Consider the following 14,305-nt stretch of genomic DNA (forward strand, 5'->3'; position numbering starts at 1 on the left):
CAAAAAGGCCCGGCAAAACAGCCGGGCCTTTTTGGTGCAAATCCGCTCACAGGGTTGGCTGAAATCGCCAGATGCAAGGCATACTTCACTTACGTCGAGGGACGAAGATTGAAGAGCAACCTCGCAGATGACGGGTTAGGATCAACCTTCTTCAACCTCACGTTTTTCCATTTTGATCACCCACATCAGAATCGCCGGGATGACAAAGACGGTAAAGATAGTCGAAACCGCCAGGCCGCCCAGAAGGACACTACCGAGACCGCGGTACATTTCGGCGCCGGCACCCGGGATAACGACCAGCGGTAGCATCCCGAAGATACTGGTGGTCGCGCTCATGTAAATCGGCCGCAGACGACTGCGGACTGATTCGAGCACTGCCTCTTCATAATCCATGTTGTGGAGATGGAAATTATTGAGGGACTGGTGAACAATCAGGATGGCATTATTAACCACGACCCCGATGAGAATGACGAAACCGAGCATGGTCAGAATATCCATCTGCTGAATCGGCGCTCCGCCGAGGCGCAAAAAGATATTCAGGACCTGCACGCCGAGCACGCCGCCGGCACCGGCCAGCGGTACGGTGAGCATGATAATCAGCGGGTAGATAAAGTTGCCGAACAGCGACGCCATCAACAGGTAAGCGATCACCGCCGCCATGATGAAGTTCCACCCGAGAACCTCGGCGGTCTCTTTGAGCTTGTCGGCGGTTCCTCCAATTGAAACATTCAGTCCGTCGAAAGCACCGTTGGCCCCGACCGCCGGGATCAACTGGTTTTCGATAATATCGGTCGCTACCTGCAGCGGCATGTCGACCGGGGTAGAGACCTGCAGGGTAACGGTCCGCTCTCTTTCCAGATGACGGATCTGCGAAACCCCGATCGATTCTTTCATCCGGGCCAGGCTTGAGACCGGGACCACCCTGCCGGTCGGGGTGGCAAGCAGGGCATTATTGACATCCTCCGGCGTCACGACACTGTCATCGGCCGACTTGACAACCAGGTCGATCTTCTTTTTCCCGTCCTCCTTGAAGTCACCGATAATGGTGCCATCCATCAGGACATCGAGGGCGACGCCGAACTGGCGGGAAGTCATCCCGTTGGCGGTCATCAGGTCACGATCCGGAATAAAGTGAACCTCCGGGTAGGTCAGTTCAACCGATGGAATCGGCCGCGGACTCATCCCCTGTGGCGCGTTTCGTATGGCCCCGAAAAGCATCGCCGAGGCGGTCGTGATGCGGGTCAAGTCATCACCACTGATATTGACCTCGACCGATTTTGCGCCGCCCACATTTCGCTGAAAGACCCCGGGTTGCGATGCAACTCCGAAAATACCGGGAATCGAGTTGCTCATCCGGTTGAACAGGGGCAAAAGATCTCGGGCCTTGTCCCACTCTTCGGCCAGGGCACCGACAATCATGAAGCCTTCACGGCCAACATAGAACATATTGCGGATCGCCGGGACCCCGTCAACCTCCTGTTTGATATGCGGTTTGGCCAGTTCAAAGAACTGGTTCCCGATATCGTTCCGTTCCTCCAGCGACAAGCCGGGAGGCGGGATCAGAAAACTGAGGATAAAGTTGCGGTTGCCCTGCGGCAGGTAGTCCTTTTGCGGCATCAGGAAATAACCGGAGCAGATGGCCAGGGTTATCAGCAGAACAACGGTAGCGATCCGATTGCGCGTGGAAAGAGTCGCTATGCCGACCAGCCACATCATCCCGTCGCGTAAACGGAGACCGAAGCCGGAGAGCATTTCGTTGATCGGCTGTACTTTCGGCTGAAAGCGCTCGCTGAACGATTGCAGGCCATTGCTGATAACCCCGTCGGTCTCCTCGTCCTTGGCGGCGAGAAGCTTCTGGGCCAACATCGGGATAACCGATACCGAAACGAACAGAGACAGCGAGACCGCCGCGACCACCGCGATCGCAATGTCACGAAACAACTGGCCCGCTTCCTCCTCGATAAATACGACCGGCAGGAAAACCGCGAGGGTGGTAATCGTCGAGGCGAGAACAGCACCCCAGACCTCCTTGGTCCCTTCCAGGGCTGCCCGATAAGCTGTCTTGCCCATCTTCCGGTGCCGGTCAATATTTTCAATAACCACAATCGCGTTATCGACCAACATGCCGACGGCAAAAGCGATACCGGCCATACTGACGACATTCAGGTTGCGACCGAGCGCGTAGAGCATGATAAAGGTACCGATGACGCTGATCGGAATCGCCATACCGACGACAATGGTCGCGCGCAGACTACGCAGGAAAATCAGCAGAACAACGATGGCCAGGCAGCCGCCGAACAGGATGTTCTGCTTGATCATGTTGATTGCGCTGTTGATGTAAAACCGTTGATCATAAACCCATTCAAGGTAAAGCCCCTGCGGCTTCAGCTTGGTTTCATTGAGCCACTCTACCGCTTTTTCATAACTTTCAGTCAACTCGAGAATATTGGTTCCGGTCTCCGGGCGCAAACCGATCGCCATGCCGGGCGTGCCGTTGTGCAAAACCGAACCGAGCGACTTGGCATAGCCGCGCTCGACCTTGGCAACATCGCCAATGGTCACCCGCTCCTGACCGGTCGAGGCGAGAACAACGCCGGCAATCTGCTCCGGCGATTTAAATTCGGCGGTCGTCCGGATACGATAATCCCGGCGGCCGACACCGAGGATGCCGGCCGAGATGTTGACGTTCTCATTCCGCAGCGCATTAATAACCCGATCAACCGTCAGGCGATGTGACGCCAGTTTTTCCGGGCTGACCACGACGTGCATTTCCTCGGCGGTACCAGCCGGGAGGAAGAGTTCGGAGACCCCTTTGACCCGTTCCAGGTATTGCCGGATTTCGTTTTCGAAAAATGTCCGGTAAGTGTAAACATGACGCGGATTATCATCCATCGCCTTGAGAATGACCCAGATCGCAAAACTGCTCTGCGCACCGGAGGCATTGACGGCCGGCTGATCGACATCTGCCGGATAGGACGGCACCTCGTTGAGCTTGTTCGAAACCCGTAGCAGTGCGTCGTTGACTTCGGTACCGATCTTGAAGGTCAGGGTAATCTGGCCCTGGCCGTTGCTCGAGCTGCTCTCCATCTTGACCAGGTTGGTCAGCCCCTTGAGCGTATTCTCCTGCTCTTCGATGATTTCGCGTTCGATTTCATACGGCGTGGCGCCGCGCCAGGTGGTGGTAACCGAGATAACCGGTTCGACCACTGTCGGTGCCAGCTGAATCGGCAGCCTGTTCAGACTGATCAGACCGAACAGGACAACCATGACAATGATCGAAATAACCGTTACCGGTTTTTTAATTGAAAAAGAGACCAGATCCATTGATAACCTCAGGATCCGAATCGAACGGGCGTACCGTCATTATAGATGCGTTCCTGACCCTTGATAATGACATCCTGACCAGCCTTGAGGCCATCACCGCTGACCCCGAACTGCAGCCCGGAGTAGCCGGTGACCTCGACCGGAATCATTTTGGCCAGTCCGCCTTCAACAATATAAACAACATCGCGACCGAATTTATTGATGACGGCATCGCGCGGCACCAGCAGGCCGCTTTCGGCCGGACTGACCGGCAGCAAAGCTCTGGCAGCCATGCCTTCGATCAACGCATCGGTGTTCTTCAACCGGAGCTTGATCGAAAAGGTGCGGGTCGCAATATCACCCCTCGGAATCAGGGCAACATAACGACCGGTGTATTTTTTATCGCCGCTGATAATAGCAACTTCCCGTCCTTTTTCGAGCAGCCCGACCATCCGTTCGGGAATATCGACCACCACATCGACCTGTCGATCATCGGCAACCACGGCAACGGTACCGCCAGCGTTAACCCACTCTCCCTGTTCAACCTCTTTCTTGAGAACCACTCCGGAAAAGGGGGCGTCGATCGTCATTTTCTTTTTTTCGAGCTGGAGCCGGTCGAGATCGGCCTTGAGAGCGGCGGCCCTTTTTTCCAGACCCCGGGCTGTCGCCATCTGGTTGTCATAGGTGGTTTCGGCAATCAGATTGTCACTGTGCAGAGATTCAAGGCGGGTCAGGTCTTTGCGCGCCTGTTCCATGTCGATAACCGCCTGCTCGAAGGAATTGCGGGTTTTATCGATCATCGTTTCAAGGATATCGGTCTGGAGAGTGACCAGGCTCGCGCCTTTCTTGACCCGGTCACCATCATTAATGGCAACCGAAGCGACCAGCCCGCCGACCTCGGACGCTACGTTCGAAACCCGTGAATAAAAAACGGTCCCGACCATTTGCTGGCTCGGCTCTGCGGTCCCTTCAACAATCTTTTCAACCGCGACCAGCATTGCCGGCGGCGCATTCTGGGCCTGACCGCCCCCTTCTTTTCCACCTTCAGCGGCAACAGCGGAAACCGAAATCAGCAGAAGCGCAAGACCGACTATCAATATTTTGAATTGCATTGGTTATTCATCCGGTTTGATCGATCAAAAAGTATCGTCATCATCGAAACTGAAGCTGTCTTCCTCTTCAGCAAAATCGAAGGTATCATCTTCCGTGACTTCGGTCGCCGGCTCGGAGGGGGCGCCACCGCCAGCCTCCTCTTCCATGAAGTCGAATCCGAACTCTTCCCCTCCAGCAGCCGGGGCACCCGCGGCTGCAGTCGCCGCCGTGGCCGCTGCCGCTGCTCCGGAAGCCGGAAACATCAGGGAGCGGATATTGTGTTTTTCCTTGTGTTCCATCAGATCCTTGCCGCATTTCTTGCACTCGTCAAGATAATCGAAACTGGTGTAACCACACTTCGGACATTTCATTGTCTTTCCTCCCGGTAAATGGAATCAACCCCGACTGTTTTCATCGGAACCAAAATCACCATAAAGATACTCCAGAACGGCCGTGACTGCAAACCCGGATGTTTCAGCTCGCAAGATTCTTGGCCCAAGACTGACCGGTAAAAACCCGGCGGCTTTTGCACGGTCCACCTCATCCCGGCCGAATCCCCCTTCAGAACCGACCAGAACAGCAACACCGGCCGGTCTTTTTTCCGGCAATCTCTCGACCAGTGCAACGCTCCCGTCTTCCCAGAGCATCAGCTTGAGTTCCTCGCGGCAGGTCGAAATGACCTGACCAAACTCCTGAACCGGATCACAGATCGGCAGGATCGGGCGCCGGCACTGTCGGGCAGCTTCCGCAATGATTTTCCGCCAGCGCTGCAGCTTTTTCTCACCCCTGCCCTGATCGAATTCGGGAACGGAACGCTCACTGAATACGGGACTGAACCGATTAACGCCGAGTTCACAACCCTTCTGCAGAATCAGCTCCATCTTCTCCCCCTTCGGCAATGACTGAATCAGTCGAACCGGAAGGTTTTTTTCCCGTTCAAACCACTGCTCGATAATCAGAGCTTGCCCCGATCCCGGAGTAAGCTCATTGATCTGGCCCAGATAATGGTTGCCGACACCATCAAGCAGCAGGATCTGGTCGCCGGTCCCAAGGCGTAAAACCTTCCGGATGTGGCGAAGCAGATCACCATCCAGCCGGATTCGATCACCTTCGACTCCCTCCGGAGGGATAAAGAAACGACGCAGGGTCATGAACGCTGCTCTCTGTGATAGATCATGCAACACCATTCATTTTCATAACGGATATCAGGATCATTGAGGCCAAGATTACAGAAGCCGGCACAGACAAAACTTTCTTTTTCCTTAAGGATGCCGGACAGGATCAGGCAACCGCCGGGTGCGAGATGAGCAACCAGGTCAACCGCAAGTCGGACATTTTCCTCGGCAAGGATATTGGCAATAACAAGGTCATAGTGGCCGGCGATATCGGGCAGCGGCCGGCCGGTAATCTCAACCTGGCCGGCAACGCGGTTCAGCATGACATTCTCTTCGGCCACCCGGCAGGCGCCCGGATCGATTTCACAGCCGATAACCTTGCTCGCCCCGAGAGCGGCCGCCGCTATCGCCAGAATCCCCGAGCCGGTTCCGACATCAAGGACCGAATCCGGCGCCGGTGACTGCTCAAACCGGTCGGCCACCGCCTGCAGGCAAAGCCTTGTCGTTTCATGGCTGCCGGTCCCGAATGCCATTCCCGGATCGAGAGAAACCAGCGCCGAATCATCGTCACCCTGCCACTGTTCCCAGGTCGGTTTGACCACCAGTCGCGAGCCGAAGCGCACCGTTGAGAAATGCTGCTTCCACCCTTCGGCCCAATCCTCCTGCTGAACTCCGGAAAAACGGATCGCGGCAGGCGTCAGGCCGGGCATTTCAGCAGCCAGCCCCCGGCAGATACTCAGGGCCAGTTTCCCCGGCTCAGCTGTTTCCGGGAAATAGGCCCTGATCTCGTAACTCTCGGGAAGATCAGCATCCGGATCAGGAGCGACAAAGGTATCGAGATCACGCTCCTCGACCATGACACCGATACAGCCGATGCCATACAGGGCATCTGAGACCTGGTCAATCAGCTCGACCGGTACCGAAAAAACAGTTTCTGTCCAACTTAGCTCCATGCTCGAAGTTTTACAGAGTCAACCGTTTAAAAGCAATAAAAACCTTGACAAAATCAGACCGTTTCAGTTAAACATCACTAGGTTTTAATTAAAAAGTACCATGCGTGATATTTTTTACAGCAAGTCATATTAGCCCAGGTTTATTAAGGCTGTAAGGGTCCGAAAAGAATGGCTTCTTGATCTTAATGAAAGGTCTGTTACAATTTCAAACAACTCTCACCAGGACAGATCATGGCACAAAAACCGAATTTATACCTTCTTTCCGATGCGACGGGAGAAACGGCTGAGAAGATGGTGATGGCCGCCTTGACCCAGTTCCGCAAAAAGGACATCCGCATCAACCGGATCAGCCATGTCCGGACCAAAAATGCAATCTACGAGGTGCTCGATGATGCCCTGGAGAACAAGGGCCTGGTTGTTTTTACAATCGTAAATCGGGAAATGGCGCAGATGGTTCACGATGAATGCAATTCGCTCGGAATCCCCTGCATCGATCTGATCACCCCATTACTGATGAAGTTCTCCGAGTTTCTCGGGCGTGATCCCGGCGAAACCCCAGACCTGCTGCACGGTGTTGATGAAGAGTATTTCCGCCGGGTCGAAGCCCTCGAATTTACGATCAAGCACGATGACGGTCAGGAGGTACGCAACCTGACCAACGCCGACATCATTCTGGCCGGGATCTCGCGAACCAGCAAAACCCCCCTGTCGGTTTACCTTGCGCATCGCGGCTGGAAAGTCGCCAACGTTACACTGGTCAAGGGGGTTGAACCGCCACCGGAGCTCTTTACGGTCGACCGGGGACGCGTCGCCGGCTTGGTCATTGACCCACAGCGTCTGGGTGAGCTCCGGGCTTCCCGCTTGCGCAATCTCGGGCAGGATCCGAAAGCGGCTTACGCCGATTTTGAAGAGATTGAAGAAGAGCTTGCAGCTTCAAAAAAAATTTTCCGGCAACAGCAGTGGGTCACTATAAACGTGACCGGCAAAGCGGTTGAAGAAACAGCAAACGAAGTCCTGGTTAAACTGGGGCTGAAATAGGATTCGTTTAAACAGCTTAACAGAGCTTATTTACAGAAGGAGGCACACATGAAGATTCTGGTCGTTGAAGATGAAAAGAAAGTCGCCAGCTTTATTCAGCGGGGACTCGAGGAGGAAGGGTATGAGGTCGATGTCGCCTATGATGGTGAAGAGGGCCTGAGTATCGGGTCTGATGGCAGCTACGACCTGATCCTGATGGATCTGATGCTGCCCAAGATAGACGGCCTGGAGGTTATCAGCAAATTACGCGGCCAGGATGTGCGGACACCGGTTCTCTGCCTGACCGCCAAGGACAAGGTTGACGACATCGTCTCCGGACTCGATTCAGGAAGTGACGACTACCTGACCAAGCCGTTCGCCTTCGCCGAACTGGTGGCCCGGGTCCGGGCCCTGATCCGTCGCGGCAATACGGAACGCGGCGCTGAAATCGTCTTCGCCGACCTCCGCCTCGATCCGGTCTCGCACAAGGTTTGGCGCAATGACCGGGAGATTGATCTGACCACCAAAGAATACGCGCTACTCGAATACATGATGCGCAACCCGAATCAGACCCTGACCCGCAGCATGATCGCTGAACATGTTTGGGACTATACCTTCGATTCTTTTACCAACATTATCGATGTTTATGTGAATTACCTGCGGAAAAAGGTCGATCGCGATTTTGATAAAAAACTGATCCACACGGTTCGTGGCGTTGGTTACGTCCTCAAGGAGGATTAGCAGTTGTTTTTTCGTTCGATCCGTTTTCGATTAACCTCCTGGTATGCCTTGACCCTGGCCGCTGTGCTGGCGGCCAGTAGTCTGTTCTGGTACATTGCGCTGTCGCGTAACCTGGAAAAACATATCGATGAGAGACTGCTCGATGTTGCCAAAGTGGTCGAACGATCGCACCTGAAGGAGCACCGCGACCTGTCACTTCCGCAAGCCTGTAACGACCTCGACAAGTACATCCTCGATCACAACTGGGCCGGCTACGCCCAGGTCCGGAACAGTCTCGGCAATATCATCTGTAATATCAACTCGGTCGAAGGCAAACCGCTCCCTCTAGGCAAGTCGGCGCTGCTGAAAATAACCAAAATGCTCCACCATTTTGAAACGGTCAGAAACCTCGACTCTTATCCACTGCGACTTCTCAGCTACCCGATCGTCCATGATGGTCGCCTCGAACGAATTATCCAGATTGCCGAATCATACGAACAGGCCGAACATACGCTAAGCGACCTGAAAATCGTATTTCTGATGCTCAGTCCGTTCGCTTTTATCGCTCTGACCGGATGCGGTTGGTTCCTCGCCAACCGGGCCCTGACTCCGATTGTCAACATTACCGAAACCGCTCGTAAAATTACCGCCGAAAAGCTCGATGCCCGACTGCCGGTGCATGAACCGCAGGATGAACTGGCCAACCTCTCTAACACGATAAATTCGATGCTGGCCCGCCTCGAAGACTCATTTAACCGGATCAAACAGTTCTCCGGCGACGCATCACATGAACTCAGAACGCCCCTGGCTATTCTCAAAGGGGAAACCGAAGTCTCTTTGCGCTGGGCAAAAACGGAAGAAGAACTCAAGCAGACTCTCGAATCGAACCTTGAAGAGATCAACCTGATGGGCCGGATACTCGAGGACCTTCTGGAACTGGCCAAAAGCGAAGCCGGTGAGCTGCATCTCGATTTCGAGGAATTCAGCCTCAGTGACCTGCTTCAGGATATTTACATCCATGCCAAAACCCTGGCCGAGCCACGACAGCATCTGATCAAGCTCCGTCTTCAGGTCGACTCCGAAATTCATATCTGGGGCGATCAGATCCAGCTTTACCGGATGTTTCTCAACATCATCAACAACAGTATCAAGTACACCCAACCCGAAGGCACTATCGAGATAACACTCTCGGTTGACGATGAAACAGCCATTGTCAGCGTCAAGGATTCAGGGGTCGGCATTTCGAAAGAACACCTGGCGAATATTTATGACCGTTTCTACCGGGTTGATGCGGCCCGGAACCGCCAGGATGGCGGGACCGGACTCGGGCTATCGATTGTCAAGGCGATTGTAGATGCGCACGGCGGCCGGATTGATGTCGACTCGGTTGTCGAAAAAGGAACAACTTTTACCATCTCCCTGCCGTTGAAACGGGAAACCCTGAAAAAGAGTTGATCGCGGCATTGACATCCAACTGACCGATGATTAAATAGTTTTCCGGATGGAAAATATTATTTATCAAGGAGTTGCCATGTTTAGCAGATTCTTGCATCAAACACTATGGACCGCACTGATTCTTTTTGCCTTCAACACAAACAGCCTCGCAGCAGCGCCCGATTTCGTGCAGCTTGCCAAAGATCTCAAACCGGCTGTCGTTAACATCAGTACCTCGAAAACGATCAAGCAGAGACGCCCGCAAATTCCGGACTTCGGTCCGCAACGTGATTTTTTCGATGATTTCTTCAACCGTTTCTTCCAGGGGCAACCGCAGCGGGAGCGCAAAACAAGTTCCCTCGGATCCGGCTTCATCATTGACAAAGAGTGTTATATCCTGACCAATGATCATGTTGTCAATGGCGCCGATGAGATTGAAGTCAAAATGTCCGATGACCACTCTTTTCCGGCCAAAATCATCGGTTCGGACAGCAAACTTGATCTCGCCCTGCTGAAAATTGAGACCGATCATGATCTGCCGGTCGCCAAACTCGGCAACAGTGAGAATCTGCAGGTCGGAGAGTGGGTCATGGCGATCGGCAACCCTTTCGGCCTCGAGCAGACCGTCACCGCCGGTATTGTCTCGGCCAAGGGACGTGTTATCGGCGCCGGACCGTACGATGACTTTATCCAGACCGACGCCTCGATCAATCCCGGAAACTCGGGTGGACCGCTGTTCAACGCCAACGGCGAGGTCATCGGAATCAATACGGCGATTGTCGCCCGCGGACAGGGGATCGGCTTTGCCATTCCGGTCAACATGGCCCGGGAGATCATTGACCAACTCAAGGAGACTGGCCATGTGACCCGCGGCTGGCTCGGCGTTTCAGTCCAGGACATATCCGAAGAACTGGCTGAATCGTTCGACCTCGACTCGAAAAAGGGCGCCCTGGTCGCCGAGGTCATTGCTGACTCCCCGGCCGAAAAAGCAGGAATCAAGCGGGGCGACATCATTCTTTCCTTCAACGGAAATCCGGTCGATGAACTCAGGGATCTGCCACGGCTGGTTGCGGCAACTCCGATCGATAAAAAAGTCAATGTTGTCCTCTTCCGCGATGGCAAAAAGAAAACCGTTACCGTGACCATCGGCAAGATGGATGGCGATGAACAGGGGCCGGCCGCCATTGAAGAAAGCGACCTCGGCCTCAACTTGACCGACATCACCCATGAATTTGCCGAGCGCTACTCACTGGAGACAACCGAAGGTGTTCTTGTCACCGGCATTGACCCAGAGGGCCCGGCCATTGATGCCAACCTCCGGCCCGGTGATGTCATTGTTGAAATCAACGGCCGCGGAATCAGGTCGGTCAAGGAATTCAGAGCGGTGACCGGCGAGGTCAAGGAAGGGAAATATATCCGGCTGCTGGTCCAGCGCGCAACCAACCTGTTCTATACGACGATCAAGAAATGATCGGAAAATAATGATCGAAAGGGGCCTGAGTAATCAGGCCCCTTTTTTGATATGCGTCCGGCAACCCGGGCCATTAATCTCCGCCGTAAGCTCAACTTCACAATAGTTGTGGATCCCGTTTTTTTTCTTCCCTTGCAAACGGCAGAGGAGAAAATCGCAGCCTCTTCTGCTATCCTTAGCCCATGCGTCCGGTTTTCTATCCACTTCTGGTCGATGGTCCGCATGGCGATCCGGCCTTTTACGTCAGAATCGCCCACCGTCGGGAGGCCCTGCTGTTCGACTGTGGTTCGCTGGCCAGTCTCACGGCCCGCGAAATGTCGAAAGTAAGGCACCTCTTTATTTCCCACACCCACGTCGATCACTTCATTGACTTTGATCGGCTCGTCCGTTTCTTTCTCTACACCGATCATCACCTTACCGTTCATGGCCCGAGCGGCCTGGCCCGGCAGGTCGGTAGTCGACTGGCCGGCTACACCTGGAATCTGGTTGATGGTTTTCCATTCGAAATTACGGTTCGGGAATGGGACGGCGCAGTAATCGACAGCTTCCGTTTTCGGGCCCGCAACGCCTTCCGGATGGAAGAGCTTGATTCCATCGACTGTCCCGATGGCCGGCTCCTTGAGACCGCGGCCTATCATGTTTCGGCCGTCCGACTCGACCACGGCAACATCACGTCACTCGCTTACACTCTGCAAGAAGTCCTGCATATCGCCATTCACAAGGATGCCCTTGAACGAGCAGGGTACCGACCAGGACCCTGGCTGACCGATTTCAAGGATTTTTTGCGCTCGCAGCAGGCATGCCCTGACTCGATCGAGGTGCCATTACATGCTGGCGGTTCTGTCACCTGCACCATAGTCGACCTCGCTGCGAGAATCGCCCACACCGAACCGGGGATGAAGATCTGCTATGTTACAGACGTCAGTCCGACAGAAGCGAATCTTGAAAAAATCATCGCTCTCGCTGCCAGTGCACACCTGCTCGCCATCGAGGCACCTTTTGCTCACAGCGATCTTGAAAGAGCCCGAAAAAGAAACCATCTGACCGCACACCTTGCCGGGGCTATCGCCGCAAAGGCACAGGTCAGCCGTTGCCTTTTTTTCCACTTCTCTCCGCGCTACCATGAGACCGGCTATGACCTGGCCAAAGAAGGAGAGGCTGCTTTCAGAACTTCCGCTCAGGTGAGGTGAAGCGCTATCGCCGACACACCTGCCGAGCAGAGCCCGATCAATAGTGACCAGAGTCCATTTCGGATCAATGCATATTTCCTGGTCAGACGATGTTTTCCGAGGTAGTAGATTTCGTGCAGGTAGGCATCGTAAATTTTTTCCCGGTCAGCAATCAGTTCCTTGCCGAGGGCCATAAACTCGCCCTCTTCAATTTCGGCAAATGACCGGAAATAAAAGAAATTGACGCCGCCGTGGGCATGTATTGGCGGAATGATCGCAAAAATCGAAAAAATGATGGCAAGAAGTCCGGTGACCAGCAGCAACAGGACCGTCAGCAAAGAAAGCTGCTGCATCTGGGTAATGGTGATGGTCAGAACCAGAGATGATGCGGTCATGATCATCGACGCCTTGGTGTCGGCCATCTGGTTGAGGGTCATGTGTTTGCTCAGGTTGGCGCGCAGGACATTACTCGCCAGCAATCGCGGCAAAACCGGTTCTTCTCTCTTCTCCTCCATGTTTTCTCCTTTTCCCTTTCATCTGCAACCTGTTCATTATATCCGGCAAAGACAATTCTGCAAAGCTTTGCGACACCGTTCTTCTGTGCAAAAGCACAGTGTTTTTAAAACATTCCTGTGTTAGTTTGTGACCATGCGCCTTGCCTTGAAACATCAAATAATTCTCGCCCCGGCGACGGTCCTGCTACTGCTGGCACTGCTTCTCGGGTTCATGCAGCTCAGCTACTGGGATCTGACCCTGAAGCGCCAGGCTTCGCGCAAACTCGGAACCGTTTTCCTGTCGTTAGCCGAAGCCGACCTGGCAACCCAGAGAATATATCGCCTGGCGGTCCGCCTGAGCCGCGAGGACCTGGTCAACGTGGCCAGGGTCAGCGAACTCGCCATGTACTACCAGCACCTTGACGAAGCGAGTGAACGGATTATCTCGAACCTCGGTATGAACAAGCGGGACCGGACCCGGTTTCGCGAAACCGTCAACAAGCTGAATCCGGAGTTCGGCTTTGATGCCGAACGTTTTGTCGAAGCGATTGGCGAGCTCCGGCCCCAGTTTGTCAGTTTTTCCGAACAGATGCAGGAACGCCGCGCCACCTTGAGCAAGGTCCAGTCGGCTGATATTGACGAACTGGTCACCCGGACCACCCTCGTTTCAATTATCGTGCTCGGCACCGCGATTCTTCTTGGCATCTTTTTGTCACTCTATTTTGCCCGCCGCATCCTGCGGCGGATTCAGGGCCTCTCCGACAGCGCCCGCCGGATCGCCGAGGGCGAACTGGTCGCACCGACCCCTCCGGAGAAGATGCAGGACGAGCTGGACGAACTGACCTTATCGATCAGCCGCATGACCGACAAACTGATTCGCGTCGTCAGTACGGAGAAACTGCTTGAGGGCGCCGAGGAAGAACGGCGGCGCATCGCTATGGATATCCACGATCAGACCCTGGCCGATCTCGCCACCGTCAAGCGGGATGTCGAAGTCCTCAAGGAGAAAGAAGATTGCCGGGATGAAGCCGGCCGGCTCCAGAGCAACCTCGACAGGGCGATCCATAATCTGCGCGAGGTCATGGACAACCTGCATCCACAGACACTCGATATTCTCGGTCTCGGCGCCGCCCTCGAGTCGCATCTCGAGCGCCATTTCAGCGGTCCAGACCTGCCCGAATACCACTTCCACCAGACCAGCAAAGCCGAGGACCTGCAGCTGCCGAAATTTGCCAGCCTGGCCATTTACCGCATCGCCTCGGAAGCGATTCACAATATTATCAGGCATGCCAATGCCAACCGCTACGAAGTGAATCTTGATGTCAACAACGGACATTTTTCTCTCGTCATTGAAGACAACGGCCGCGGCTTTGACCCGGCTGCGGTTAACGAAAGCGGTCGCCGCGGTTTGCACAATATCAAGGAACGAGCGCGGGCAATAGGCGGCCAGGTATCGTGGAAAGCATCCCGCTTCTCGAGCGGCACCCGATTTGAACTTACAATCAATATCTCTTCCCTGAAACAGGAGGTATGACCG

At 54.4% G+C, this 14,305-nt stretch carries 12 protein-coding genes; 6 read left to right on the forward strand and 6 right to left on the reverse strand.

Going from position 1 to position 14,305, the window contains the following annotated elements; genetic code table 11:
• Positions 1 to 141: 141 nt before the first annotated feature.
• Genes C0623_13000 through prmA form a run of 5 tightly spaced genes read right to left on the reverse strand, consistent with a single transcriptional unit; the run spans position 142 to position 6,463 of the window.
• A complete protein-coding gene (locus C0623_13000) occupies positions 142 to 3,324 on the reverse strand; it encodes an AcrB/AcrD/AcrF family protein (GenBank protein PLX98235.1) in 3,183 nt (1,060 codons plus the stop codon).
• An 8-nt stretch (positions 3,325 to 3,332) separates the two neighbouring features.
• Complete coding sequence (locus C0623_13005) at positions 3,333 to 4,415, reverse strand: efflux RND transporter periplasmic adaptor subunit (protein PLX98236.1); 1,083 nt, start codon at positions 4,413 to 4,415, stop codon at positions 3,333 to 3,335.
• 24 nt (positions 4,416 to 4,439) lie between these two features.
• A complete protein-coding gene (locus C0623_13010; protein PLX98237.1) occupies positions 4,440 to 4,766 on the reverse strand; it encodes a hypothetical protein in 327 nt (108 codons plus the stop codon).
• A 24-nt stretch (positions 4,767 to 4,790) separates the two neighbouring features.
• A complete protein-coding gene (locus C0623_13015; GenBank protein PLX98238.1) occupies positions 4,791 to 5,582 on the reverse strand; it encodes a 16S rRNA (uracil(1498)-N(3))-methyltransferase in 792 nt (263 codons plus the stop codon).
• Positions 5,543 to 6,463 (reverse strand): 50S ribosomal protein L11 methyltransferase, encoded by a 921-nt coding sequence (gene prmA, locus C0623_13020; GenBank protein PLX98239.1) that lies wholly within the window; start codon positions 6,461 to 6,463, stop codon positions 5,543 to 5,545. Before prmA ends, C0623_13015 begins: the two co-directional genes overlap by 40 nt.
• A 231-nt stretch (positions 6,464 to 6,694) precedes the next feature.
• On the opposite strand from prmA, the gene C0623_13025 reads away from it, so the two are divergent.
• The 5 genes from C0623_13025 (at position 6,695) to C0623_13045 (ending at position 12,295) form a co-directional block, all read left to right on the forward strand.
• Positions 6,695 to 7,501: a phosphoenolpyruvate synthase regulatory protein gene (locus C0623_13025; protein ID PLX98240.1), complete on the forward strand. Its 807-nt coding sequence runs from the start codon at positions 6,695 to 6,697 to the stop codon at positions 7,499 to 7,501.
• A 48-nt stretch (positions 7,502 to 7,549) separates the two neighbouring features.
• The gene (locus C0623_13030; protein ID PLX98241.1) at positions 7,550 to 8,221 is read left to right on the forward strand and encodes a DNA-binding response regulator; all 672 of its coding nucleotides are present in this window, start codon (positions 7,550 to 7,552) and stop codon (positions 8,219 to 8,221) included.
• Positions 8,222 to 8,224: 3 nt separating this feature from the next.
• Entirely contained in the window at positions 8,225 to 9,655 is a 1,431-nt protein-coding gene (locus C0623_13035) for a two-component sensor histidine kinase (protein PLX98242.1), read from the forward strand.
• A gap of 76 nt (positions 9,656 to 9,731) precedes the next feature.
• Entirely contained in the window at positions 9,732 to 11,105 is a 1,374-nt protein-coding gene (locus tag C0623_13040) for a peptidase (GenBank protein ID PLX98243.1), read from the forward strand.
• A 182-nt stretch (positions 11,106 to 11,287) separates the two neighbouring features.
• Positions 11,288 to 12,295 (forward strand): ribonuclease Z, encoded by a 1,008-nt coding sequence (locus tag C0623_13045; protein PLX98244.1) that lies wholly within the window; start codon positions 11,288 to 11,290, stop codon positions 12,293 to 12,295.
• Here the strand turns inward: C0623_13045 and C0623_13050 are convergent.
• The gene (locus tag C0623_13050) at positions 12,283 to 12,789 is read right to left on the reverse strand and encodes a hypothetical protein (protein ID PLX98245.1); all 507 of its coding nucleotides are present in this window, start codon (positions 12,787 to 12,789) and stop codon (positions 12,283 to 12,285) included. The genes C0623_13045 and C0623_13050 overlap by 13 nt on opposite strands.
• A 133-nt stretch (positions 12,790 to 12,922) precedes the next feature.
• Between C0623_13050 and C0623_13055 the strand changes: the two genes are divergently transcribed.
• Entirely contained in the window at positions 12,923 to 14,302 is a 1,380-nt protein-coding gene (locus C0623_13055) for a hypothetical protein (protein ID PLX98246.1), read from the forward strand.
• Positions 14,303 to 14,305 lie beyond the last annotated feature (3 nt).

It is taken from the genome of Desulfuromonas sp. (assembly GCA_002869615.1).
Taxonomy (GTDB): Bacteria; Desulfobacterota; Desulfuromonadia; order Desulfuromonadales; family UBA2294; genus BM707.

Bases quoted from the DNA above. Each gene is read 5' to 3' on its own strand.
- C0623_13000 (PLX98235.1), bottom strand. From the start codon at position 3,324: ATGGATCTGGTCTCTTTTTCAATTAAAAAACCGGTAACGGTTATTTCG.
- C0623_13005 (PLX98236.1), bottom strand. From the start codon at position 4,415: ATGCAATTCAAAATATTGATAGTCGGTCTTGCGCTTCTGCTGATTTCG.
- C0623_13010 (PLX98237.1), bottom strand. From the start codon at position 4,766: ATGAAATGTCCGAAGTGTGGTTACACCAGTTTCGATTATCTTGACGAG.
- C0623_13015 (PLX98238.1), bottom strand. From the start codon at position 5,582: ATGGTGTTGCATGATCTATCACAGAGAGCAGCGTTCATGACCCTGCGT.
- prmA (PLX98239.1), bottom strand. From the start codon at position 6,463: ATGGAGCTAAGTTGGACAGAAACTGTTTTTTCGGTACCGGTCGAGCTG.
- C0623_13025 (PLX98240.1), top strand. From the start codon at position 6,695: ATGGCACAAAAACCGAATTTATACCTTCTTTCCGATGCGACGGGAGAA.
- C0623_13030 (PLX98241.1), top strand. From the start codon at position 7,550: ATGAAGATTCTGGTCGTTGAAGATGAAAAGAAAGTCGCCAGCTTTATT.
- C0623_13040 (PLX98243.1), top strand. From the start codon at position 9,732: ATGTTTAGCAGATTCTTGCATCAAACACTATGGACCGCACTGATTCTT.
- C0623_13045 (PLX98244.1), top strand. From the start codon at position 11,288: ATGCGTCCGGTTTTCTATCCACTTCTGGTCGATGGTCCGCATGGCGAT.
- C0623_13050 (PLX98245.1), bottom strand. From the start codon at position 12,789: ATGGAGGAGAAGAGAGAAGAACCGGTTTTGCCGCGATTGCTGGCGAGT.
- C0623_13055 (PLX98246.1), top strand. From the start codon at position 12,923: ATGCGCCTTGCCTTGAAACATCAAATAATTCTCGCCCCGGCGACGGTC.